The sequence below is a fragment of the Aeromonas sp. A35_P genome (assembly GCF_002259925.1).
In the GTDB taxonomy this organism is placed as follows: Bacteria; Pseudomonadota; Gammaproteobacteria; order Enterobacterales; family Aeromonadaceae; genus Aeromonas; species Aeromonas dhakensis.
Genome location: NZ_NEVB01000226.1, coordinates 1,540 through 22,901, shown reverse-complemented (window position 1 = coordinate 22,901; position 21,362 = coordinate 1,540). Strand labels below are relative to the sequence as shown.

Genomic DNA, 21,362 nt, shown 5'->3' with positions numbered 1-21,362 from the left:
CCACTTGGTCAGCGGGAGCTTGGTGTTTGCGAAAATAGTGTTCCCAGTCAATGACATCTGGTGATGGCAGTGATTGCATTGCAGCACGCGTGGCCGACTTTTCAGGTGACAACAGGTCTTGTTGGCACATTCAGGGCAGACAAAGCCGTGAGGAAAACGCCAAGTGAACAACGCGTTTTCGCACTGAGCTTCAGTGCCATAGTCCTTGAGAAGCTCAAACAGGCTGTAGCCTTTCTGGAATTGGACTTTGCTTTTGGCCATGATCTCGCTCCTCGATAACTGTGCATAAGATCAGTATAGTTCGGGGTGACTGCTAATCATGGGTAATCAGGAAAAGAATTGGTCACTATCCCGTCATAAGGCATCACCGCGCAAATGAGGAAACATCAGGGAGCAACCTCATGTTCACTATTGCCGTGCATGTCGAAGTCCCGCTGACAGAGGTCGGGGAGGGCATCAAGGTGGCCAAATTTCAGGACCCGGAAGGCAACCGGATTGCATTGCAGGAGCGCTGGCCGCCGGCCTCGTGAGTCATCTCGCAGCCGGTTTTGTGATGGGGACGGTGGCCGACGAGGGCGCAACATGGTACTCATCTGATCCGGCAGGGGCCGCAATGGCGTGGTCAGGTCAGCGACGACAAGCGACAACAAGACGCAAGGAGCAGTGATGAAGGGACATTGTCTGTGTGGCGGGATTGAGGTCTCGGCCGGCGATCATAAGGAGGTGGGGTTGTGCCACTGCAGCACCTGTCGGCGCTGGTCGGGCGGCCCGCTGTTTGCGGTGCACTGCGGCAAGGAGGTGCACTTTAGCGGGCTCACCCCGGTGGCCTATCGCTCCTCGGAGTGGGCGGAGCGAGGATTTTGCCCCACCTGCGGTACCCACCTTTTCTATCACCTGTTGCCGACGGATGAGTACATAGTGCCGGCCGGCCTGTTTCAGAGCGAACCCTTCCAGCTGGCGAGCCAGATCTTCATCGACGAGAAGCCCGATTTCTACGAGCTGAAAAACGAGACACCGACCCTGACCGGTCAGCAGGTGTTCGAGCAGTTTGCCCCCAAGCCGTGAGAACGGGGCGAGGCCGCGCGAGCATCGGCCGCAATCAAAGGAACAGACCATGCAATTGGTAGTGATGCGCCACGGGCAAACCCCGGCCAATGCCGAGGAGCGCTATCAGGGGGCGCTGGATATCGGTCTGAGCGACACCGGGGTGGCCCAGATCAGCGCCCAGGCAAGGGCGCTGGCCTTGGCGCAGGCTCCGTTTCAGCGGCTGCTGAGCTCCCCCTTGCTGCGGGCACGGCAGAGCGCGGCCCTGGTGGCGAGTGAATTGGCGTTGCCGGTGACGTTCGCCCCCGCGTTTCGCGAGCGCCATGTCGGGGTGTTCGAGGGGCTGACCCAGCAAGAGGCGCGGGCGCGTTATCCTGCGCTGTGGGCCCGCAACATCACCCGGTGCTGGGCCGAGGCACCGCCCGGCGGCGAATCGCTGGACGAAGTCATTGCCCGGGTCGGGCAGGGACTGGCGGAACTGGCGCAGAGTTGCCATCAGGAGCGGGTGTTACTGGTGGCGCACGGCGTGGTGGCCAAGGTGATCCGGGCGCTGACCGTGGCGGGATTTGACGACTTCTTCGAGTGGCAGCTGGCCAACGGAGCCCTGCTGGAGGTGTCGCTGGCATGTGACGACGCTGGCGGGCCGCTGCGTCTCTTTGCCCGGCCGGGCAGTGAACATGGTCTCGCTACCTTGAATTGAGGAAGGCGCCAGGCCTGATGATTGTCTATCAGGCGTGGCATCGCCTATCAGGGGGAATCTGGCAGCGCCTTCCTTGAGCAGTTGCGCCCCTGTTTCTTGGCCAGATAGAGGGCGGTATCGGCCCGGCGCACCATGCGTTCCACCGTATCCTGCGGGCCCAGACTGGCACTGATGCCGACGCTGATGGTTAGCGGCACCTCGGTGCCTGCGCCCAGCTGATGCAGCTGCGACTCGACGGCGAGGCGGATCCGCTCCGCACTGGCCCAGGCCAGCTCCAGCGAGGTTTCCGGCAGCAATACGATGAACTCCTCGCCGCCCCAGCGGCCCAGCATGTCCACCTCCCGCAGCTGTTTGGCAACCCGCCTGACCAGGCTCAAGATGGCCTGATCGCCCTGTTGATGGCCATAGGTGTCGTTGATCTGCTTGAAGTGATCGATGTCGATCAGCAGCAGGCTCATGGTGTGACTGAAACGCTGGCAGCGCTGCATCTCCAGCTTGACCAGTTCATCGAAGCGGCGCCGGTTGGCGATTCCGGTGAGGGGATCCGTAGTGGCCGCCACCTTGAGCTCCTCCACCAGCTTGGCCCGCTCCGAGATGTCCCGCAGGATGGCGGTCATCTCGGTGGTCTGGCCCAGGTTGATCTTGGCGATGGTCACCTCCAGCGGAAATTCGCTGCCGTCGCGGCGCAGCCCCATCACGGAGGCGCGGGCGTGCATGGGACGCGAGTTGATGGGGGAGTTGCTGAACGCCTTGAAATAGCCGTCGTGGTTGGCCCGAAAGCGCTGGGGCAGCAGGGTCTCCAGCCGTTTGCCGAGGTAGCTTTCGTCCACCCCGAACATCTCGCAGGCGGCGGTGTTGATAAGCTCGATGCGCGACTCGCTGCTGACGCTGATGATGCCGTCATAGGCGGAGTTGACCACCGCCTCGAAGCGCTTGCGGCTCATCTTGAGCGCCTCTTCCTGCTGCTTTTTGGCGGTGATGTCGATAGCGGTGACCATGATGCGGGTGATGCGGGACTGCTCGGGAATGATGGGGGAGATGACAAAGCGCCACCAGCTGGTGCGCGACAGGGTGTCGATGGGCAACTCGCTCTCAAGCCCCGTCTGCTGGCTCACACACTCGTGCATCGGTTGCTCTATGCTGCCGGTGATGTAGCGGGGAAACATCTCGCCCAGGCGTTTGCCGATGCCGCCCAGCACATCCAGCTCGAAAGCCTGGGCAAAGGTGTCGTTGGCGGAGATGAGGGTAAAGCGATCGTCCTTGTCGAGGGAAAACACCGCGACGGCGGCACCGATGGCATCGAGAGAGGACTTGATATCGGCGTGGGAACCCTGTGTGAACATGCAACCTCCATGGCGAATAACATATTGATATTCAGTATAGTGCGGCCGCTTTGATGCCCGGTTGGCGGGAGCCGGGCAGGGGCCGGCCACAGAGCGCTTGCTCTGGCAAACTGGCCGGTCGGCCCGGATTGGGCTTTACTTGCGGGCATCTACAAACGGCACCGGATCCGGCGCAGCGGTCTGGTCAGCGCAACGAAGCAGGGAGGGGGAGATGAAGATCAGCATCGAGGCACATATCGAGCAGGAGATAGAGGCGGTCTGGTGGGCCTGGAACGATCCAGACTGCATCGCCAAGTGGAACGCGGCCTCCAGCGACTGGCACACCACCAGCAGCCGGGTCGATCTGGTGGTGGGTGGGCGCTTTTGCCATCACATAGCCGCCAAAGACGGCAGCGCCGGTTTTGATTTCACCGGCACCTTTACCCGGGTGGAGGCGCCGACTCGCCTCTCGTTCTTGATGGATGACGGGCGCGAGGTGGATGTGCAGTTTGCGAGCGAGGCGGGCGGCACCCGGGTGCAGGAGACCTTCGATGCCGAGTCGAGCCACACCCTGGCCCAGCAGCAGGCGGGCTGGCAGGGGATCCTCGACAACTTCAAGCGCTACGTGGAGGCGGCAGGCTAGGGGATAGGTGCCAGTACCAATAAAAAACCACCGCCAGACGTCGGTGGTTTTTTATTGCGCCTTGATTGCGGGGCTCATACCGCTGGCGTTGCCGGCGGGTGGCGCGAAGGCGTTACTCCTCGATGTCCAGCAGCACCAGGATGGCGCTGTCACCGCCCCACTCGCGGGGGGCCTGATGGAACGCCTGCACATTGGGATGCTGGGCCAGCCAGCTCGGGATGCGCTGCTTGAGGATGTGTTTGCCGATGCCGTGCATCACAGAGGCGACGTGAATGTTCTCGCGTCGGCAGAGGGTCAGCAGGGCCGCCAGCTCCTGTTTGGCCTGCTGCTGGTTCATGCCGTGCAGGTCCAGGTAGATCTCCGGCGGATAGCTGCCGCGCTTGAGCTTTTTCAGCTCGAATTTCGACACATCTTCGCGCACGTAACGGGTCGGTCCATCCTCTTCCAGATGGGGCTGGTATTCATCGCTGAAATAGTGGTCAACCCCAAGGGATTCGCGGCTCTCACGCATTTCGCGTTTCTGCTTGACCGGGCGTAACTCGGCCCTTATGGTATCTTGCTTGATTTTCCGGGTACCTTTTATCGCATCGCGGAACAGCAGGGTTTCCTCGTCTGTCGGTGAGGGCGTTTTTTTCATCAGGTACTCGTCTTGCTCGCTGTATAGAATTCTCGGGCCGGATATTACTCGACTTGGAGGTGGATTTGGACAAGATATTTATCGATGAGGTGGTTGCCGAGATGCACACCATCCAGGACATGTTGCGCTGGGCCATGAGTCGTTTCAACGACGCCGGAATCTTCTACGGACATGGTACCGACAACGCCTGGGATGAGGCCGTGCAGCTGGTATTGCCCGCGCTACATCTGCCGCCGGACGTGGATCCGGCCATGCGCCACTCCCGCCTGACCACCAGCGAACGGCACCGCATCGCCGAGCTCATCATCCGCCGCGTGCAGGAGCGCATTCCCGCCCCCTACCTGACCAACAAGGCCTGGTATGCCGGTTGGGTGTTCTACGTGGACGAGCGGGTGCTCATTCCCCGCTCCCCCATCGCCGAGATGGTGGCCAACCGCTTCGCCCCCTTCCTGAAAGACGAACCGACCCGGATCATGGATCTCTGCACCGGCTCCGGCTGCATCGCCATCATCATGGCCCACGAGTTCCCGGAAGCGGAAGTGGATGCCATCGACATCAGTGTCGATGCCCTCAACGTGGCCGAGCGCAACATCAACGATCACGGCTTGGAGCAGCAGGTCATTCCGATCCGCTCCGATCTGTTCCGCGATCTGCCGGTCGGCGACAAGTACGATCTCATCGTCTCCAACCCGCCCTACGTGGATTCCGAAGACATGTCGGATCTGCCGGACGAGTTTCGCCACGAACCCGAGCTGGCGCTGGCCTCCGGCTCCGACGGCCTCAAGCTCACCAAGCGCCTGCTGGCCAATGCCGCCGATTTCCTGAAAGACGATGGCGTGCTGGTGGTCGAGGTGGGCAACAGCATGATCCATCTGGAAGCCCAGTTCCCTGACGTGCCCTTCACCTGGGTGGAGTTCGAGAACGGTGGTCACGGCGTGTTCGTGATGACCCGTGCCGAGCTGGTGCAGTACCAGGACCATTTCGCGATTTACAAGAGCTAAGCAGGAGCAAGCATGGCAGGGAACAGTTTCGGCCAACTCTTTCGGGTTACCACCTTCGGCGAGAGCCACGGCCTGGCGCTGGGCGCCGTGGTCGACGGTTGCCCGCCGGGGCTTGAGATAAGCGAGGCGGATCTGCAGGGGGATCTGGACCGGCGCAAGCCCGGCACCTCCCGCTACACCACGCCGCGCCGCGAGCCGGACGAGGTGAAGATCCTCTCCGGGGTGTTCGAGGGCAAGACCACAGGCACCTCCATCGGTCTCTTGATCGAGAACACCGATCAGCGCTCCAAGGACTACTCCGACATCAAGGACTTGTTCCGTCCGGGCCACGCCGATTACACCTATCACCAGAAGTACGGCCAGCGCGACTATCGCGGCGGCGGTCGCTCCTCCGCCCGTGAAACCGCCATGCGGGTGGCGGCGGGGGCCATTGCCAAGAAGTACCTGAAACAGGTACACGGCATCGAGATCACCGGTTTTCTCTCCCAGCTCGGCCCCATCAAGGCCGAAGCCTTCGATGCCGCGCAGATCGAGCAGAATCCCTTCTTCTTCCCCGATGCGGGCAAGCTGGAAGCGCTCGACCAATACATGCGCGACCTGAAGAAAGAGGGCAATAGTATCGGTGCCAAGGTGCAGGTCATCGCCAGCAATGTGCCAGTGGGCTTGGGGGAGCCGGTGTTCGATCGTCTCGACGCCGACATCGCCCACGCCATGATGGGCATCAATGCGGTGAAAGGGGTGGAGATCGGTGACGGGTTCGCGGTGGTGGAGCAAAAAGGCTCCGAGCATCGCGACGAGATGACCCCGGCCGGCTTTGCCAGCAACCATGCGGGCGGCATTCTGGGCGGCATCTCGTCGGGTCAGGATATCGTGGTGAGCTTAGGCTTAAAGCCCACCTCCAGCATCACGGTGCCGGGCAAAACGATCAATACCGAAGGCGAGGCCATCGAGATGATCACCAAGGGTCGCCACGATCCTTGCGTCGGCATTCGCGCCGTGCCCATCGCCGAGGCGATGCTGGCCCTGGTGTTGATGGATCACCTGCTGCGCCACCGTGCCCAGAACCAGGGCGTGCTGACGCATACTCCGCAGCTGCGCTGATCGGCCTGTTCACCACTCGGCTGATCGAGTGGCGCTACCGCAGACACAATGAAAAGGCGACCTCAGGGTCGCCTTTTTGATGGCCATTCATCCCCTCTTGGCGATTGGGCCGGGGGACGTGTCGGCCGCCGGGTTGTCGAGTCGGCAGGTGGGCGGGGTGGGGTTGCCGCTTGCCGGCGGCAGGTGGGCGATCGCCGCATCGACCCGGGCCAGGGTGTCGTCATCGATGGCGCTGTTGGCAAACATCAGGCTGACCGGCTGGTGGTGGAGCAGCAGCTGGCAGTGGATAAAACCGTCGGCTCCCAGCTGCTGCAAGCGATAACGGGCGTATTGCCACTCGACGATGATGCCGTCGAGGCGGCGGGCCAGCAGCAGATCGATCAACCGATCGTCGCTGTTGTATTCACTCGCCTGTTTCAGGGCCGGGCAGGATGCCATCAGCTGGGTCGGCCGGGTGCCGCGCAGCTTGCCAAGGCGCAGCTGGCTTTGCTGGCAGAGCCCCTGCAGGCTCTGCACATCCTGCCAGGGTTCACGCTGGCCCGGAATGGGATCGCTGCTCAGCAGCACGAAGGTGCTGCGCCGATAGGGGGCCGAGAAGCGGGCGAAGGCGCGCCGCTCCGGCGTATCGAGCGCCCCCATGGCGAGATCGAGTTGCTGCTGCTCTATTAGATGAAGGGCCCGGGCCCAGGGCAGGTTGCGAAAGCGGGGCGCAAGCCCCGCCTGGGCCAGGATCTGGCGGGTCAGGCTCACGTCCAGCCCATCCAGTGTCCCCTGAGCATTGATGTAGCTGAACGGTGGCCAGTGACCCCAGGCGACGGACAACCTGGGGTTGGCCTGCAGCGGCAGAGTGAGGGCAAGCATCAGCAGCAACAGCCAGTAGCGGCCGGCAGGCAGAAAATGAACACGCATGAACCTGAACCTCCTTGTTGCAGGATCGCCGCGGCGGCGACGCCATGGTCTGGCATCAAGCATAGCCTGATTCGAATGAGTTCTTGAACGGCTTTTCTCGGCGGGACGGTGACCGGCTTTTGGCAAACATGCTGGGAGGAACATCACATTTTTCTCGTTTCTCCTCAATAACTCCGTTAGACTGCGCCCCTATTCTTTCCCCTTTGCTCTGCTCCCCGGGGAAATCGTTGTGTTCTCAACAGGCCCGGATCTGGCGAGATGGCATCGGCTCAGCAGAGGAGCCCCATCACGGATCCCCGGCGCCCCTATCCCTAGCAGGTAACTATGAGTTTTACTTCCCTCGGTCTGGCCGAACCCTTGTTGCGTGCCGTTGCCGAGCAAGGCTACGACACCCCGTCACCCATTCAGCAACAAGCGATCCCGGCGGTACTGGCTGGCCGTGATCTGATGGCGGCAGCCCAGACCGGGACCGGCAAGACCGCAGGTTTCACCCTGCCGATGCTGCAACGCTTGACCGAGAGCAAGCGCAAGGTCTCCCCGAACCGCATCCGTGCCCTGGTGCTGACTCCGACCCGCGAGCTGGCTGCCCAGGTGGGCGAGAGCGTGCGCAACTACGGCAAGCACCTGCCGATCCGCAGCCACGTGGTATTTGGCGGCGTGAGCATCAACCCGCAGATGATGGCGACTCGCCGTGGTCTGGACGTGCTGGTGGCCTGCCCGGGCCGCCTGATGGATCTCTACAACCAGAACGCCGTCAAGTTCGACGAAGTGGAAATCCTGGTGCTGGACGAAGCGGACCGCATGCTTGACATGGGCTTTATCCGCGACATCCGCCGCATCCTGGCTCTGTTGCCGAAAAAGCGTCAGAACCTGCTCTTCTCCGCCACCTTCGCCGACGAAATCCGTGAGCTGGCCACTGGCCTCCTGGACAACCCGGCGGTGATCGAAGTGACCCCGCGCAACAGCACAGCCGAGCGCATCGAGCAGCTGGTGCACCCGTGCGACAAGGCCAACAAGATTGCCCTGCTGAGCCACCTCATCTCCAGCAACAACTGGCAGCAGGTGCTGGTCTTTACCCGTACCAAGCACATTGCCAACCGGGTTGCCGAGAAGCTTGAGAAAGACGGCATCAGCGCCGCCGCCATCCACGGCAACAAGAGCCAAGGGGCCCGTACCCGCGCCCTGTCCGGCTTCAAGGATGGCAGTGTGCGCGTCATGGTCGCGACCGACATCGCCGCCCGCGGCCTCGACATCGACAAGCTGCCCCAGGTAGTGAACTTCGAGCTGCCGAACGTGGCGGAAGATTACGTGCACCGTATCGGCCGTACCGGCCGTGCCGGCGCCGCCGGTCACGCCATCTCCCTGGTGGCGGCAGACGAGGGCAAGCTCATCAAGGCCATCGAGCGGCTGACCAAGCAGAGCATCCCCTGCGAGCAGGTGGCCGGCTTCGAAGCCTCCCGCGAGACCTTGGACAACATCGCCCGTGGCATCGGTGCGCCGCTGCGCAAAGAGCCGCGCGATCCGAGCGAGCAGCGCCGTGCGCCGCGTCCGCAAGGTCAAGGCCTGCGTCAAGGTGCCGGTCGCTCCGGCAATGGCGCCGGTGGTAACGGTGGTGGCAATCGCACTGGCAACGGCGGCAAGCCCAAGCCCCAGGGTGGCCAGCGTCCGGCCGATGGTGCCGGCAAACCGGCCCAGGCTCGTCGTCCGCGCCGTTCTACCCATAACCAGTAAGCGGCCAGGGAGCCAGCTCTCCCCCTCGGTTGATGTAAAAAGCCCCGCCAGTCTGACGGGGCTTTTTGCTTGGTCGGCTAACACAATGTTGTCGACGAGGCGTGCCGAGATGGCAAGAACAGAGGCGGCATCAGGAGGCATCCTGTTTCGTGAGGGGGGGGTTGGCAGGCGCCGACGGGGCGTTAACCCTGTGCGGGTGTTCTTCAGTGCATGGGGGTCAGCAGGGCGGAGAGATAACGCTCCTGCATCTGTTGCCAGCGGCCGCTGGCGATCAGCTGCTGCTGCGCTGCCACCAGAGAGGAGATAGCCTGTTGGTTCTGCTTGTTGAGGTAAAGATAGACCTCGATATCGGCGACCCGTTTCCAAGGCGCCGCAAGAGGGGATTGGTTGGTGGGGAGCAGCCGGATCACCCAGTCGGTCCTACCGTGCTGGAGCAGCGCTACACCCTGCTTCTCGTCGTTGAACCAGACAATATGCTGGCTGTCGAGATAGCTGCTGCACCACTGAATGCCGCGCAAGCAGCCCACCCGATCACCGCTGACGGGTGGCCAACTGGCATCCCTTTTGCCTTGGGCATAGATGGTAACCTCGCCAATCGCCGTGCCGACCGGGATCATTTGCGGTCTGGTATGCTCAAACCCCTTGATCCGGGCAATATCCCCGTCGATGGCGCTATCCGAGTCGATCAGCTTGCGACAGCGGGCGAAAGTGCAGGGGATTAAGATGAAGTCGACCTTGGCCTTGCCAAACCACTCTTCATAGAAGGGGCGCAACAGGACGACATACTCGGTGGGCGCGGTCAGCGACAGGGGAGTACCATTTGCTATCGGGTTAAGGCACCACAGTAGCCACCAGCCAGCCCACTTCATATCTCGCTCTCCACGCAATTTTGTATGAAAAAAGCGTAGCTGAACTCCCACTGGCCCCGGTCAGGAGAGAGTGGTGAACCATCTTCCGTTCAGTTGCTTGATTTTATAACTGAAGGCCCCGCCAACATCTGTTGGCGGGGCCTTGTCATTGGAGGATTACTGGTTCTGGCTTAGAGCGCTGGCAGCAGCCCCATGCTGACGCTCACCTGCACCCCGACGATCAGCACACCCATGGCGCCGGCCAGGCCCAGGGCCAGCACGCCACCCGGGGCGCGGTAGTGGTGCGTCTCGGCCTGCTTGCGGCTCTGCCACACCAGGGCCACCGGCAGCAGCACCGCCAGTATCGCCAGCGCAATGGCGGCGTAGCCGAGCGCCATGATGAAGCCCTGCGGGAAGTAGAGGGCAAACAGCAGGGGCGGCACGAAGGTGATGAGGCCGGTCTGGGTGCGGCCCTGCCAGTTGTCCTTGCGACGGGTCACCTTGGCCATGAAGTCAAACAGCCCCAGGGTCACCCCGAGGAAGGAGGTGGCCAGCGCCAGATCGGCAAACAGGTGCATGGCCTGGTTGAAGGCGGGCCAGCTTACCAGCTTGCCGACGTTGGCCAGCAGGCTGTCCAGCGCGCCACCGCTCTGCAGCAGGGCTTGTTGACCCAGCAGACCCAGGATGGCGACCTGCCACAGCACGTAGAGGATGAGCGGCAGGGCGGATCCCCACACGAAGACCCGACGCAGCTGCTTGGGGCAGTCCCCCAGGTAGAGCATTACGCTCGGGATGGAGCCGTGAAAACCGAACGAGGTGAAGATGACCGGCAGACCCGCCAGCAACAGCCCCTGACCCAGCGGCAGGGAGAGCAGGTGCTGCCCTTCGGTGCGCGGCAGCAGCAGCGCCAGCACCGCCACCATGATCACCAGCTTGACGGTGAACATCAGCCGGTTGAGGTAATCCACCTGCTTGGTGCCGACACAGACCATGCCGCCAAACAGCAGGGTAAAGGCCCAGGCCGCCTGCTCCTGACTGAGGGGCAGGCCGGCATCGGCCAGCGCCTGGGCCAGCAGGCTGCTGCCACCGCTGATGTAGGCGGAGGCCAGCGAGTAGAACAGCATCAGGATGCAGAAGGAGGCAATGCGCTTGCCCCAGGGGCCGAGCAGGTGATCCGCCAGCTGGTGCAGGTACCACTTGCCGGTGCTGAGGCTGGCTTCCACCTGCAGCATGGCGGTAAAGGCCATCAGGGCCCAGAGGCCGATCATCAGCAGCAGGGTGGCGGGCCCGCCAAGGGAGGAGGATGCCAGCGGCAGGGCCAGCATGCCGGCGCCTATGGTGGTGCCGGCAATCAACAGGGTACATCCCAGGGTTTTGGTGTTCATGGTGTCCATCCGAATCGAGAAACTGCGCGATGCGCAGCGGGCAAAGGTGTGTAAGGCGCCTCCGGGGTCGAGACCGGAGGCTAGCAATATCGGAGTGAACCCATCGTTACGAAAAACCTGTGGTTGTAAAAGTTAGTTGCCAAGTTAACGGATCAAAATGGTGGAAACAAGCCTGAAAAAGCGGATTTTGTACTGGGTTGGCAGAATATGTGGAAATAAATGATGACAGATATGGTTTTGGACTGGTGAAAAAACGCGCCGCTGCGAGGGAGGCCGCAGCGGCGCGCCATGGAGAGGGGATCAGCGGCGGCGTTTGAGGGTGCGGCTCACATAGTGGAGCCCGCACTGGTATTCACCACCAATCGCCTTGAGGGCCAGCTCCAGCGCCTGGCTGGCGAGGGCATCGTGCTGCTGGGGCAGGGAGTTGATGCCGAAGGGGAGGAAATCGAGCAGGCGATCGTCGCCGAAGGTGGCCATGGCCAGCCGGCTCATGTCGGTCTCCTGCTCCAGCAGATAGTCGAGTACCCCCTCCATCAGGATGTAGGAGGTCGCCACCAGTGCCTGGGGCAGCTGGCCGAGCTGCTGATGCAGCGTCTTGATCAGGCGGTAGCCCTCGGCGCGGGAGAAATGGGCCCCTTCACACAGATGGCAGGCCGTGCTGTGGCTGGCGACGGCCTGCTCGAAGCCTGCTTTGCGTTCACGGCTGATCGTGAGCGCCGGCAGCGCGGTGATCAGGGCGATGTGCGTGATTGCCGGCGAGAGCAGGGAGGCGGTGAGATCAAAGCTCGCCTTCTGGTTTTCACTGGCGACGGTGACGAACTTGTCGGCTGCCATGGCCCGGTCGATGGCGAGCACCTGGATGCCGCGCGTCTGCAGGCCGAGGTAGAAGGGATCTTCGGGCGGCAGGCAACTGGCCACCAGCAGCGCATCCACGTGGCGGCTGGCCAGCATTTCGGCCAGCTCCTTCTCGGTGGCGGGGTCATCCTCCGAGCAGACGATCAGCAGCTGATAACCCTGTACCCGCGCCCCTTGTTCGAGCCGTTTGGCGAGCTTGGCGTAACTGGCGTTCTCCAGGTCAGGCAGGATAAAGCCCAGGGTTCTGGTCTGGCCGCCACGCAGGGAAGCGGCGCGGCTGTCCGGCTGGTAGTTGTGGGCGGTGACCACCGCCATCACCTTGTCGCGGGTGGCCTGACTGATGCGGTATTGATCGGCCTTGCCGTTGATCACATAGCTGGCCGTGGTGCGCGAGACACCGGCGAGGGCGGCGATTTCATCCAGTTTCATCATATTGGCTCTGTTTGAGTTGCAAGGCCCACGGGCACTGCCTGGTGAGGGCACCGAAAAGTGTGCGCGGGATCATATCATTGAAAAGCACTCTTTGTGGGTACTTGATCAATTCGCTGAAACGATTCAGTCTGAGTGTAGGTGAAACGATTCGGCTTGTCAGCAGACAATCGATGTCCGGGCATAAAAACCCGGCATGGCTCCCGAAGGGATGCAATCCGGTCTATTGTCAGCAGGCGAGTGGCACGAATGGTTATGTTTGATGCGCCGGTACGGTCAGGCCGCCCGGCACCTGATGGAGAATATCTATGTTGAAGTTGGCGCGACAGCAGATCCTGCTGGGGCAGTCGGTGGCGACCAAGGCCGAAGCCATTGCCCTGTTGGCAGGCAAACTGACCGAAGCCGGTCTGGTGGAGGCAGGATATGTAGATGGCATGCTGGCCCGCGAAGCACAGCACGCCACCTACCTTGGCAGCGGCATCGCCATTCCCCACGGCACCACCGACACCCGGCATCTGGTGAAGAGCACCGGCGTCATGGTGGCCCAGTTCCCCAATGGCATCGAGTGGGATGAGGGGCAGATCGCCTATGTCGCCATCGGCATCGCCGCCAAATCTGACGAGCATCTGGGCATTTTGCGCCAGCTCACCCACGTGCTGGGTGATGAGCAGGCAGCGGCACAATTGAAAGAGGCCACCGATGCCGACACCATCATCAACATCCTGACCGGTGCCACGGCGCCCAAAGAGGTGCAGTTCCTGAGCCTGGCGGACTTCCCGGCGGACGATCGCGACCAGCTGCTGCTGGGCGCCGCCGCCCGCGCCAAATCCGCCGGCTGGGGCGATGCCGCCATGGTGACGGCGCTCTTGGCAAGCGACCCCGCCTATCTGGGCGAGGGCATTTGGCTGGCCCGGGCACAAGCCGCCCAGACCGGCTGGGTGCTGGCCACGCCTAGCACTGCACTGAACGCCGGGGAGCTGCCGGTCAGCGCCCTGCTGTTGCTGTGCGCCGCAGATAGCGGCCATCTGGCGCAGCTCGACAACCTGGCCAAACTGGCGGCTGCCGGTCAGCTCGCCACCTTGGCAGGTAGCGAGGGGCTGGCCATGTTGCAAGCGGGCCCGGCGAGCGGTCTTAGTGAAACCTTCACCATCATCAACCCCCACGGTCTGCACGCCCGTCCGGGCGCCATGCTGGTCAAGGTGGCCAAAGAGTATGAATCCGACATTCGGGTGGCGAACCTGGATGGCAGCGGCGAGGCGGTCTCCGCCAAGAGCCTGATGAAGGTGATCGGTCTTGGCGTCAAGTGTGGCCATCGTCTGGCGTTTCGCGCCGAAGGGGCTGACGCCGAAGCGGCCCTCAAGGGCATAGGCGCCGCCATTGCGGCCGGGCTGGGAGAGGGGGCACACTGATGGACATAGTGACCATCACCCTCAACCCTGCGCTCGATCTCACCGCCCGTCTGGAGGCGATGAGCCTGGGCGAGGTAAACCTGGTGAGCGAGGCGAACCTGCGTGCCGCCGGCAAGGGGATCAACGTGGCCATGGTGCTTGGCGATCTGGGCCGCGAGGTGGGTGTCACCGGCTGGCTTGGCGCCGATAACCAGCAGAGCTTCGTCTCCCTGTTTGCCGAGCGTGCCCTGGCCGATCACTTTGTGCGCGTGGCGGGCAGCACCCGCATCAACGTCAAGATCTCCGAGCAATCCGGCCGGGTCACCGATCTCAATCTGCCGGGGCTCTCCATCCATGAGGGTGAAGTAAGCGCCCTGGAAGGTGCCATCGACGAGCTGGCACCCCATGCCAACTGGTTCGTGCTGGCGGGCAGCCTGCCCAAAGGGGTGGCCCCCGATTACTGCGCACGTCTCATTCGCCTGCTCAAGGCCAAGGGCAAACAGGTGATCTTTGATTGCAGCGGCGCGGCGTTGAGCGAAGGGATCAAGGCGGCGCCGACCCTGGTCAAACCCAACCTGGAAGAGCTCGGCCAGTGGGCCGGCCGCCCCATCAAGACCCTGAGCGAGCAGGCCGAGTGTGCCCGCGCGCTGCAGGCCAGCGGGATCCCCAACGTGGTGATCTCCAACGGCGCCGACGGTCTCATCTGGTTTGCACCGGATGTCGTCTGGCAAGCCATTCCGCCGCGCATGCAGGTAGTCAGCACGGTCGGTGCCGGCGACTCCCTGGTGGCTGGTCTCGCCCATGGCCTCAGCCTTGGCTGGACGCCGGAGCAGACCCTGCGCCTCGCCACCGCCGTCTCGGCGCTGGCGGTCAGCCAGGTGGCGGTCGGCTTTGACGATATCAGTGTGCTCGACCCCTTGCTCGAGCAGGTGCGCGTAGAGCGTCTGGATGTGCTGGCACCGGTTCATTGCAATACCCCCTCAATGGAAAACTCAGGAGATGCCCAATGAAAGCAATCTTGGTTACGGCTTGCCCGGCGGGCATTGCCACCAGCTTTCTCGCTGCAAAACGGATAGAACAGCAGGCCAAACTGGCAGGCTGGGAGCTCACCCTCGACGTCGGCTCCAGCGTGCAGCCCCGCCAGGTACCGAGCAAGGAGCAGATTGCCGCGGCCGACCTGGTGCTGGTTGTCGCCAGTGCCCCGGTGGATCTCGCCGCCTATGACGGCAAGCGGGTCTATCAGGGCAGCATGGATCTCGCCCTGCAGGATCCCGCCGCCTTGCTGGAAGCCGCCGCCAGCGGCGCCAGCGTCTATCGCCATCAAGCCGCCTCCGCCGTTGCCAATGCTGCCGCAAAACCGGCCGCCGCTGGCAAGCGTATCGTGGCGGTGACTGCCTGTCCGACCGGGGTGGCTCACACCTTTATGTCGGCAGAAGCGCTGGAGACCATGGCCAAACAGCTGGGTCATCAGATCCGCGTCGAAACCCAAGGCTCGGTCGGTGCCCAGAACGCCCTGACCGCCGAGGAGATTGCATCCGCGGATCTGGTGTTCCTCGCCACCGACATCGAAGTGGACATGGCCCGTTTCGACGGCAAGCCTGTCTATCGCACCAGCACGGGCGCGGCGCTCAAGAAGACCCGTACCGAGCTCGACAAGGCCTGGGACGAGGCCAAGACCTATCGTCACAGCGGCGCCAGCCAACCCAAGAAAGAGGAGAAAGCAGGCCCCTACAAGCACCTGCTGACCGGGGTCTCCTTCATGCTGCCCATGGTGGTGGCGGGCGGCCTTATCATCGCGCTCTCGTTCGTGTTCGGGATCGAGGCGTTCAAGGTGGAAGGCACCCTGGCCGCAGCCCTGATGAAGATCGGTGGCGGCTCCGCCTTCGCCCTGATGATCCCGGTGCTGGCCGGCTACATTGCCTACTCCATCGCTGACCGCCCAGGTCTCGCCCCCGGCATGATCGGCGGCATGCTGGCAAGCTCGCTGGGTGCCGGTTTCCTTGGCGGCATAGTCGCCGGTTTCCTGGCCGGTTACAGCGCCAAGTACCTGAGCGACAAGGTGCGTCTGCCGGTAACCCTGGAAGCGCTCAAGCCCATCCTGATCATTCCGCTCTTTGCCAGCCTGTTTACCGGTCTGGTGATGATCTACGTGGTGGGTGGCCCGGTGGCCGGCATCATGAATGCCATGACCGAGTTCCTCAACAACATGGGCTCTGCCAACGCCGTGCTGCTGGGGGTCATCATTGGCGCCATGATGTGCTTTGACATGGGCGGCCCGGTCAACAAGGCGGCCTACGCCTTCGGGGTCGGCCTGCTGGCCTCCAAGACCTACGCTCCCATGGCAGCCGTGATGGCCGCCGGCATGGTGCCGGCACTGGGGATGGGGATCGCCACCTTCCTGGCCCGTACCAAGTTCATCAAGGCGGAGCAGGAAGCGGGCAAGGCCTCCTTCGTGCTGGGTCTGTGCTTCATCTCCGAGGGGGCCATCCCGTTTGCCGCCAAGGATCCGATGCGCGTCATCCCGGCCTGCATGGCGGGTGGCGCCCTGACCGGTGCGCTCTCCATGCTGTTCGGCTGCGAGCTGATGGCGCCCCACGGCGGTCTGTTCGTGCTGTTTATCCCGAACGCCATCAGCAACGTCATGATGTATATCGTGGCGATTGCGGCGGGGTCGCTGCTGACCGGGGTGGCTTACGCCATGCTCAAACGCGGCGAAGAGCAGGCCAAGCTGGCCACGGCATAAGCCTTGCTATCCGGCAACAGTCATAGTGTCATAAAAGAAAAGCGGCCTGCGGGCCGCTTTTTTATGTTTGTCGTGAAAGGAGGAGGGGGAGAAACTAGAAATCCCAACCCGGTTGCTCTTGCGGTTCGTTCTGGGCTGCCTCCAGCGCTTTGCGGCGGGCCGCTTCCACCCGCGCCTTGCGGCCCCGGCACAGGCGCATCACCTCCTGCTGCTGGGCCGGGGTCATGGTAAGCCAGTTGAAACGCTCTTCGCGGCTGCGCAGACACCCCTTGCAGTAGCCCTTGTTGTTCACTTCACAGACCCCGATGCAGGGGCTCTGCAGCGGGAAGATCTCGAGCTGTTCCATCCATGGCCCCTCACACCCTGTTACCTTGTTATAACTCAGAAGATCCCCTTTGGAGAAATCCGTCGTCGCAGGCTTGAAGGCGTTTGCTTTCCCCCTGCAAATTTGGCATCTTCCCCGCCGAACATGACGCTTGGTGTTATATGAGGACATATGAATAAACACGCGTACTGGCTGACCGCCGCTGTGCTGGGGTTGGCCGGTTGTGCGGGCAACTCTGAGCAAGCCCAGGTGCCCAAAAACAAACCCGATGCCAGATGTTTTCTCAACTGCGAGGTGCCAGAAAATCTGGGCAAGCAGTATCTGGACGGCATGCTGCCCGACGATCTGGTGCGGGTTGAGCGCGTCAACAGTCGCGCCCGCGCCGACTACAGCAAGTTCGGCCCCCAGAGCCGGCTGGTGCTGGAGCGCTCCGGCAAGATGACCCGCCGCTATGGCGAACTCTATCACCAGCTCTCCCGCTGGGTGGCCAATGGCGGCGATCCCGCTCAAATTACCCGTTATGGCATCAGTCTGGCCCAGCTGGGGGGCTCGGATCGGATGGGTAACGTGCTCTTCACCGGTTACTACTCGCCGGTGCTGGAGGTGCGCCACCGCCCGGATGCGAAATACAAGTACCCCATCTACGCCATGCCCAACTGCGGCAGTCGTTGTCCGACCCGGGCCCAGATCCATCAGGGGGCGCTGGCCAACCGCGGGCTGGAGCTGGGCTACAGCAAGTCTCTCATCGACAACTTCCTGATGGACGTGCAGGGCTCGGGCTTCGTCCACTATGGTGACGACGACAGGCTGCAATATCTGGGCTACAGCGGCAAGAACGGTCACGGTTACGTCAGCATCGGCCGGGTGCTGATCGATCGTGGCGAAGTGCCCAGGGAGCAGATGTCCATGAAGGCCATCAAGGAGTGGGCCAACCGTCAGCCGGAGGAGAGCGTCAAGGAGCTGGTGGAGCAGAACCCCTCCTATGTCTTCTTCGAGCGTCGCCCCACCAACGACGTGATCGGGGCCGCCGGCATTCCGCTGCTGCCGATGGCGGCGGTGGCCGCTGACAAGACCCTGCTGCCGATGGGCACGCCGATCCTGGCGGAGGTACCGCTGCTGGACAAAGAGGGCAACTGGACCGGCAAGCATCAGCTGCGGCTGTTGATCGCGCTGGATGTGGGCGGAGCGGTGAAGAAGGGCCACCTCGACCTCTACCACGGCATGGGCGAGAAGGCCGGTGTCGCGGCCGGTCACTACAAGCACTTCGGCCGGGTCTGGAAGCTGGGTCTGCACCATGGGCCGACCGCCGCGCCCTGGCTGTAAGGCTTTGTGGGGGCGGGTGGCACATCAGCCGCCCGCCCACAAGGCATAGGGATGGATGTAAAAAAGCCGCCGGAGCAATCCGGCGGCTTTTTGTTTGGCGATGCGAGCCTGGACATATCAAGAAGGAGTGGTTTCAACCCTTCTTGATGTCGAGCCGGATGGCGCCCACCGGCTTGCAGCAGCAGGGCAGGCACTCTCCCTGGGAGACAAAGGCGAGCGGCACGGCAGCATAGTGCACCTTGCCTGCCAGCAGCGGGGTGCGGCAGGCGCCGCAATAGCCGCTGCGGCACTGGAACTCCACGTGATGACCGTGACGCTCCAGGGTCTCCAGCACGCTCTCGCCGGGGTGGGCGTGCAGCACGCCATCCCGGGTGTGTACCTGCGGTGCGCCCGTCTCGCTCTTGGCGGGGGCGGCGTGCAGGGCAGGGGTCAGCGTGCCGGTGGCGTCACTCACAGCTCGAAATCACCCAGGTCTTCGGCGTTCACTTCGCTGTCGATCTGACCCACCAGGTAGGAGCTCACTTCCACTTCCTGCGGGGCGACCTGCACGTTGTCGGAGGAGAGCCAGGTGTTGATCCAGGGGATCGGGTTTTGCTTGGCGCCGGCAAAGGCCGGCTGCAGGCCGACGGCGGCCATCCGCAGGTTGGTGATGTACTCCACGTACTGGCAGAGGATGTCCTTGTTCAGACCGATCATGGAGCCGTCCTGGAACAGGTACTCGGCCCACTCCTTCTCCTGGATGGCGGCTTCCTTGAACAGATCGAAGCAGGCCTGCTCGCACTCGCGGGCGATCTCGGCCATCTCGGGGTCGTCCTGGCCGCTGCGCATCAGGTTCAGCATGTGCTGGGTACCGGTCAGGTGCAGCGCTTCGTCGCGGGCGATCATCTTGATGATCTTGGCGTTGCCCTCCATCAGCTCGCGCTCGGCGAAGGCGAAGGAGCAGGCGAAGCTGACGTAGAAGCGGATCGCTTCCAGCGCGTTGACGCTCATCAGGCACAGGTAGAGCTTCTTCTTGAGCTCGCGCAATGTGATGGTCACCTCGCGGCCGGCCACCTGATGGGTGCCTTCACCGTGCAGGTGGTAGAGCGCGGTCGCTTCAATCAGATCGTCGTAGAAGTGGCTGATGGAGCCGGCGCGCTTCAGGATCTGCTCGTTGGTGACGATGTCGTCGAACACCTGGGCGGGGGTGTTGACGATGTTGCGGATGATGTGGGTGTAGGAGCGCGAGTGGATGGTCTCGGAGAAAGCCCAGGTCTCGATCCAGGTTTCCAGCTCCGGAATGGAGACCAGCGGCAGCAGCGCCACGTTGGGGCTGCGACCCTGGATGGAGTCCAGCAGGGTCTGGTACTTCAGGTTGGAGATGAAGATATGCTGCTCGTGGGGCGGCAGGGCCTGGAAGTCGATGCGGTCGTGGGAGACGTCCACCTCTTCCGGGCGCCAGAAGAAGGAGAGCTGTTTCTCGATCAGGCGCTCGAACACTTCGTGTTTTTGCTGGTCATAACGGGCCACGTTGACCGACTGGCCGAAGAACATCGGCTCCTTGAGCTGGTCGTTTTGGGTCTGGCAGAAAGTTGAATAGGCCATGGTTGTCGAATATCGCGAAGTAGGGGAAACAGGAGGGCGGGAGCTTGTCGCTCCCGCCCGGTTCATCAGATCTTGCAGGCGCCGCCGGCACAACCGTCATCTTGCAGATCGGTCTGGGCATCGTCCGCACCATCACGGGTGTTGTGATAGTACAGGGTCTTGAGGCCGTATTTGTAGGCGGTCAGCAAGTCCTTGAGCAGCTGCTTCATCGGTACCTTGTTGCCTTCGAAACGGGCGGGATCATAGTTGGTGTTGGCGGAGATCGCCTGATCCACGAACTTCTGCATGATACCGACCAGCTGCAGGTAACCATCGACGCTCGGTTGCTTCCAGAGCAGTTCGTATTGATCCTTCAGGCGGTCATACTCGGGCACCACCTGCTTGAGGATGCCATCCTTGGAGGCCTTGACAGAGACCAGGCCGCGCGGCGGCTCGATGCCGTTGGTGGCGTTGGAGATCTGGCTGGAGGTCTCGCTCGGCATCAGGGCGGTCAGGGTGGAGTTGCGCAGACCCACGGTGCGGATCTCCTCGCGCAAGGTTTCCCAGTCCAGGTGCAGCGGCTCGTTGCACAGGTTGTCCAGATCCTTTTTATAGGTATCGATGGGCAGGATCCCCTGGGCATAGGTGGTTTCGTTGAAGGCCGGGCAGGGGCCGAACTCGCGGGCCAGCTGCACGGAGGCCTTCAGCAGGTAGTACTGGATCGCCTCGAAGGTGCGGTGAGTCAGCGCGAGACCAGAACCGTCGGAGTAGCGGGCACCGTTCTTCGCCAGGTAGTAGGCGTAGTTGATGACGCCGATCCCCAGGGTACGACGGTTCATGCTGCCCTTCTTGGCGGCCTTGAGCGGGTAGTCCTGATAGTCGAGCAGGGCATCCAGGGCGCGCACGGCCAGCTCGGCCATCTCTTCCAGATCTTCCAGCTTCTCGATGGCGCCCAGGTTGAAGGCCGACAGGGTGCACAGGGCGATCTCGCCATCCTCGTCATCCACGTTGTTGAGCGGCTTGGTAGGCAGCGCAATTTCGAGGCAGAGGTTGGACTGGCGCACCGGCGCCACGCTCGGATCGAACGGGCTGTGGGTGTTGCAGTGGTCCACGTTTTGGATGTAGATGCGACCGGTGCCGGCGCGCTCCTGCATCATCAGGGAGAAGAGATCCACCGCCTTGAGGGTCTTCTTGCGAATGCTCGGATCCTGCTCGTACTTGACGTAGAGCTCTTCGAACTTGTCCTGATCCGCGAAGAAGGCATCGTACAGACCCGGCGCATCGGACGGGGAGAACAGGGTGATGTCGCCACCCTTGATCAGGCGCTGGTACATCAGTTTGTTGATCTGCACGCCGTAGTCCATGTGGCGGACCCGGTTCTCTTCCACGCCGCGGTTGTTCTTCAGTACCAGCAG

The 21,362-nt window shown here is 62.6% G+C and carries 22 protein-coding genes; 11 read left to right on the top strand and 11 right to left on the bottom strand.

What is annotated here, in order from left to right; genetic code table 11:
- Nucleotides 1-261, bottom strand: a 261-nt coding sequence (locus CAK78_RS17770; RefSeq protein WP_141214196.1) for a transposase, incomplete at its 3' end; no start/stop codon positions are given.
- A 140-nt stretch (nt 262-401) separates the two neighbouring features.
- On the opposite strand from CAK78_RS17770, the gene CAK78_RS17765 reads away from it, so the two are divergent.
- The 3 genes from CAK78_RS17765 to CAK78_RS17755 all read left to right on the top strand — a co-directional run bounded on the left by CAK78_RS17765 (nt 402) and on the right by CAK78_RS17755 (nt 1,744).
- Nucleotides 402-530: a VOC family protein gene (locus tag CAK78_RS17765; RefSeq protein ID WP_094698153.1), complete on the top strand. Its 129-nt coding sequence runs from the start codon at nt 402-404 to the stop codon at nt 528-530.
- A gap of 136 nt (nt 531-666) precedes the next feature.
- Entirely contained in the window at nt 667-1,065 is a 399-nt protein-coding gene (locus CAK78_RS17760; protein WP_094698152.1) for a GFA family protein, read from the top strand.
- A gap of 49 nt (nt 1,066-1,114) precedes the next feature.
- A complete protein-coding gene (locus CAK78_RS17755; protein WP_094698151.1) occupies nt 1,115-1,744 on the top strand; it encodes a histidine phosphatase family protein in 630 nt (209 codons plus the stop codon).
- Between the two features lie 47 nt (nt 1,745-1,791).
- Here the strand turns inward: CAK78_RS17755 and CAK78_RS17750 are convergent, their stop codons facing one another.
- Nucleotides 1,792-3,087, bottom strand: a complete 1,296-nt coding sequence (locus CAK78_RS17750; protein WP_094698150.1) for a sensor domain-containing diguanylate cyclase — start codon at nt 3,085-3,087, stop codon at nt 1,792-1,794.
- A 211-nt stretch (nt 3,088-3,298) separates the two neighbouring features.
- Here CAK78_RS17750 and CAK78_RS17745 point away from each other — a divergent pair, with 211 nt between their 5' ends.
- On the top strand, nt 3,299-3,709 hold the full coding sequence (locus tag CAK78_RS17745; RefSeq protein ID WP_094698149.1) for an SRPBCC family protein: 411 nt from the start codon (nt 3,299-3,301) through the stop codon (nt 3,707-3,709).
- A 112-nt stretch (nt 3,710-3,821) separates the two neighbouring features.
- Here the strand turns inward: CAK78_RS17745 and smrB are convergent, their stop codons facing one another.
- A complete protein-coding gene (gene smrB, locus CAK78_RS17740) occupies nt 3,822-4,346 on the bottom strand; it encodes an endonuclease SmrB (RefSeq protein ID WP_017764564.1) in 525 nt (174 codons plus the stop codon).
- 65 nt (nt 4,347-4,411) lie between these two features.
- Between smrB and prmB the strand changes: the two genes are divergently transcribed.
- Both prmB and aroC read left to right on the top strand, forming a co-directional pair.
- Nucleotides 4,412-5,347: a 50S ribosomal protein L3 N(5)-glutamine methyltransferase gene (prmB, locus tag CAK78_RS17735; RefSeq protein ID WP_094698155.1), complete on the top strand. Its 936-nt coding sequence runs from the start codon at nt 4,412-4,414 to the stop codon at nt 5,345-5,347.
- 12 nt (nt 5,348-5,359) lie between these two features.
- A complete protein-coding gene (gene aroC / locus CAK78_RS17730; protein ID WP_005300590.1) occupies nt 5,360-6,448 on the top strand; it encodes a chorismate synthase in 1,089 nt (362 codons plus the stop codon).
- An 87-nt stretch (nt 6,449-6,535) separates the two neighbouring features.
- On the opposite strand, the gene CAK78_RS17725 is transcribed toward aroC, so the two are convergent.
- A complete protein-coding gene (locus CAK78_RS17725; protein ID WP_094698148.1) occupies nt 6,536-7,357 on the bottom strand; it encodes a substrate-binding periplasmic protein in 822 nt (273 codons plus the stop codon).
- Nucleotides 7,358-7,681: 324 nt separating this feature from the next.
- Between CAK78_RS17725 and CAK78_RS17720 the strand changes: the two genes are divergently transcribed.
- Complete coding sequence (locus CAK78_RS17720) at nt 7,682-9,088, top strand: DEAD/DEAH box helicase (RefSeq protein ID WP_094698147.1); 1,407 nt, start codon at nt 7,682-7,684, stop codon at nt 9,086-9,088.
- A 203-nt stretch (nt 9,089-9,291) separates the two neighbouring features.
- Here the strand turns inward: CAK78_RS17720 and CAK78_RS17715 are convergent, their stop codons facing one another.
- The 3 genes from CAK78_RS17715 to cra form a co-directional block, all read right to left on the bottom strand.
- A complete protein-coding gene (locus tag CAK78_RS17715) occupies nt 9,292-9,957 on the bottom strand; it encodes a hypothetical protein (RefSeq protein ID WP_094698146.1) in 666 nt (221 codons plus the stop codon).
- Nucleotides 9,958-10,127: 170 nt separating this feature from the next.
- Nucleotides 10,128-11,321: an aromatic amino acid transport family protein gene (locus tag CAK78_RS17710; RefSeq protein ID WP_094698154.1), complete on the bottom strand. Its 1,194-nt coding sequence runs from the start codon at nt 11,319-11,321 to the stop codon at nt 10,128-10,130.
- Nucleotides 11,322-11,621: 300 nt separating this feature from the next.
- Entirely contained in the window at nt 11,622-12,608 is a 987-nt protein-coding gene (cra, locus tag CAK78_RS17705) for a catabolite repressor/activator (protein ID WP_017764556.1), read from the bottom strand.
- 305 nt (nt 12,609-12,913) lie between these two features.
- Between cra and fruB the strand changes: the two genes are divergently transcribed.
- Genes fruB through fruA form a run of 3 tightly spaced genes read left to right on the top strand, consistent with a single transcriptional unit; the run spans nt 12,914 to nt 16,736 of the window.
- Nucleotides 12,914-14,014 (top strand): fused PTS fructose transporter subunit IIA/HPr protein, encoded by a 1,101-nt coding sequence (gene fruB, locus CAK78_RS17700; protein ID WP_094698145.1) that lies wholly within the window; start codon nt 12,914-12,916, stop codon nt 14,012-14,014.
- Entirely contained in the window at nt 14,014-15,003 is a 990-nt protein-coding gene (gene pfkB / locus CAK78_RS17695; RefSeq protein WP_094698144.1) for a 1-phosphofructokinase, read from the top strand. Before fruB ends, pfkB begins: the two co-directional genes overlap by 1 nt.
- On the top strand, nt 15,000-16,736 hold the full coding sequence (gene fruA, locus CAK78_RS17690; protein ID WP_094698143.1) for a PTS fructose transporter subunit IIBC: 1,737 nt from the start codon (nt 15,000-15,002) through the stop codon (nt 16,734-16,736). Before pfkB ends, fruA begins: the two co-directional genes overlap by 4 nt.
- 94 nt (nt 16,737-16,830) lie before the next feature.
- Here fruA and CAK78_RS17685 read toward each other — a convergent pair whose 3' ends face one another.
- Nucleotides 16,831-17,082 (bottom strand): DUF1289 domain-containing protein, encoded by a 252-nt coding sequence (locus tag CAK78_RS17685; protein ID WP_017780135.1) that lies wholly within the window; start codon nt 17,080-17,082, stop codon nt 16,831-16,833.
- Between the two features lie 150 nt (nt 17,083-17,232).
- On the opposite strand from CAK78_RS17685, the gene mltA reads away from it, so the two are divergent.
- Nucleotides 17,233-18,384 carry a murein transglycosylase A gene (gene mltA / locus CAK78_RS17680; RefSeq protein WP_094698142.1) on the top strand — a complete coding sequence of 384 codons (1,152 nt, stop codon included), beginning with the start codon at nt 17,233-17,235 and terminating at the stop codon, nt 18,382-18,384.
- A gap of 133 nt (nt 18,385-18,517) precedes the next feature.
- Here mltA and yfaE read toward each other — a convergent pair whose 3' ends face one another.
- From yfaE to nrdA, 3 genes are all read right to left on the bottom strand, one after another.
- Nucleotides 18,518-18,838 carry a class I ribonucleotide reductase maintenance protein YfaE gene (yfaE, locus tag CAK78_RS17675; protein ID WP_176452844.1) on the bottom strand — a complete coding sequence of 107 codons (321 nt, stop codon included), beginning with the start codon at nt 18,836-18,838 and terminating at the stop codon, nt 18,518-18,520.
- Nucleotides 18,835-19,968 (bottom strand): class Ia ribonucleoside-diphosphate reductase subunit beta, encoded by a 1,134-nt coding sequence (gene nrdB, locus CAK78_RS17670; protein ID WP_010634046.1) that lies wholly within the window; start codon nt 19,966-19,968, stop codon nt 18,835-18,837. Before nrdB ends, yfaE begins: the two co-directional genes overlap by 4 nt.
- Nucleotides 19,969-20,033: 65 nt before the next feature.
- A partial coding sequence (gene nrdA / locus CAK78_RS23205; protein WP_254924819.1) for a class 1a ribonucleoside-diphosphate reductase subunit alpha occupies nt 20,034-21,362 on the bottom strand: 1,329 nt, incomplete at its 5' end.

What these genes read in the sequence shown, in the direction of transcription:
- pfkB (WP_094698144.1), top strand. Translation starts at nt 14,014, where the DNA reads ATGGACATAGTGACCATCACCCTCAACCCTGCGCTCGATCTCACCGCC.
- CAK78_RS17710 (WP_094698154.1), bottom strand. Translation starts at nt 11,321, where the DNA reads ATGAACACCAAAACCCTGGGATGTACCCTGTTGATTGCCGGCACCACC.
- CAK78_RS17685 (WP_017780135.1), bottom strand. Translation starts at nt 17,082, where the DNA reads ATGGAACAGCTCGAGATCTTCCCGCTGCAGAGCCCCTGCATCGGGGTC.
- CAK78_RS17755 (WP_094698151.1), top strand. Translation starts at nt 1,115, where the DNA reads ATGCAATTGGTAGTGATGCGCCACGGGCAAACCCCGGCCAATGCCGAG.
- mltA (WP_094698142.1), top strand. Translation starts at nt 17,233, where the DNA reads ATGAATAAACACGCGTACTGGCTGACCGCCGCTGTGCTGGGGTTGGCC.
- CAK78_RS17720 (WP_094698147.1), top strand. Translation starts at nt 7,682, where the DNA reads ATGAGTTTTACTTCCCTCGGTCTGGCCGAACCCTTGTTGCGTGCCGTT.
- CAK78_RS17760 (WP_094698152.1), top strand. Translation starts at nt 667, where the DNA reads ATGAAGGGACATTGTCTGTGTGGCGGGATTGAGGTCTCGGCCGGCGAT.
- fruB (WP_094698145.1), top strand. Translation starts at nt 12,914, where the DNA reads ATGTTGAAGTTGGCGCGACAGCAGATCCTGCTGGGGCAGTCGGTGGCG.
- nrdB (WP_010634046.1), bottom strand. Translation starts at nt 19,968, where the DNA reads ATGGCCTATTCAACTTTCTGCCAGACCCAAAACGACCAGCTCAAGGAG.
- CAK78_RS17715 (WP_094698146.1), bottom strand. Translation starts at nt 9,957, where the DNA reads ATGAAGTGGGCTGGCTGGTGGCTACTGTGGTGCCTTAACCCGATAGCA.
- fruA (WP_094698143.1), top strand. Translation starts at nt 15,000, where the DNA reads ATGAAAGCAATCTTGGTTACGGCTTGCCCGGCGGGCATTGCCACCAGC.
- CAK78_RS17745 (WP_094698149.1), top strand. Translation starts at nt 3,299, where the DNA reads ATGAAGATCAGCATCGAGGCACATATCGAGCAGGAGATAGAGGCGGTC.
- CAK78_RS17725 (WP_094698148.1), bottom strand. Translation starts at nt 7,357, where the DNA reads ATGCGTGTTCATTTTCTGCCTGCCGGCCGCTACTGGCTGTTGCTGCTG.
- CAK78_RS17750 (WP_094698150.1), bottom strand. Translation starts at nt 3,087, where the DNA reads ATGTTCACACAGGGTTCCCACGCCGATATCAAGTCCTCTCTCGATGCC.
- cra (WP_017764556.1), bottom strand. Translation starts at nt 12,608, where the DNA reads ATGATGAAACTGGATGAAATCGCCGCCCTCGCCGGTGTCTCGCGCACC.
- CAK78_RS17765 (WP_094698153.1), top strand. Translation starts at nt 402, where the DNA reads ATGTTCACTATTGCCGTGCATGTCGAAGTCCCGCTGACAGAGGTCGGG.
- aroC (WP_005300590.1), top strand. Translation starts at nt 5,360, where the DNA reads ATGGCAGGGAACAGTTTCGGCCAACTCTTTCGGGTTACCACCTTCGGC.
- smrB (WP_017764564.1), bottom strand. Translation starts at nt 4,346, where the DNA reads ATGAAAAAAACGCCCTCACCGACAGACGAGGAAACCCTGCTGTTCCGC.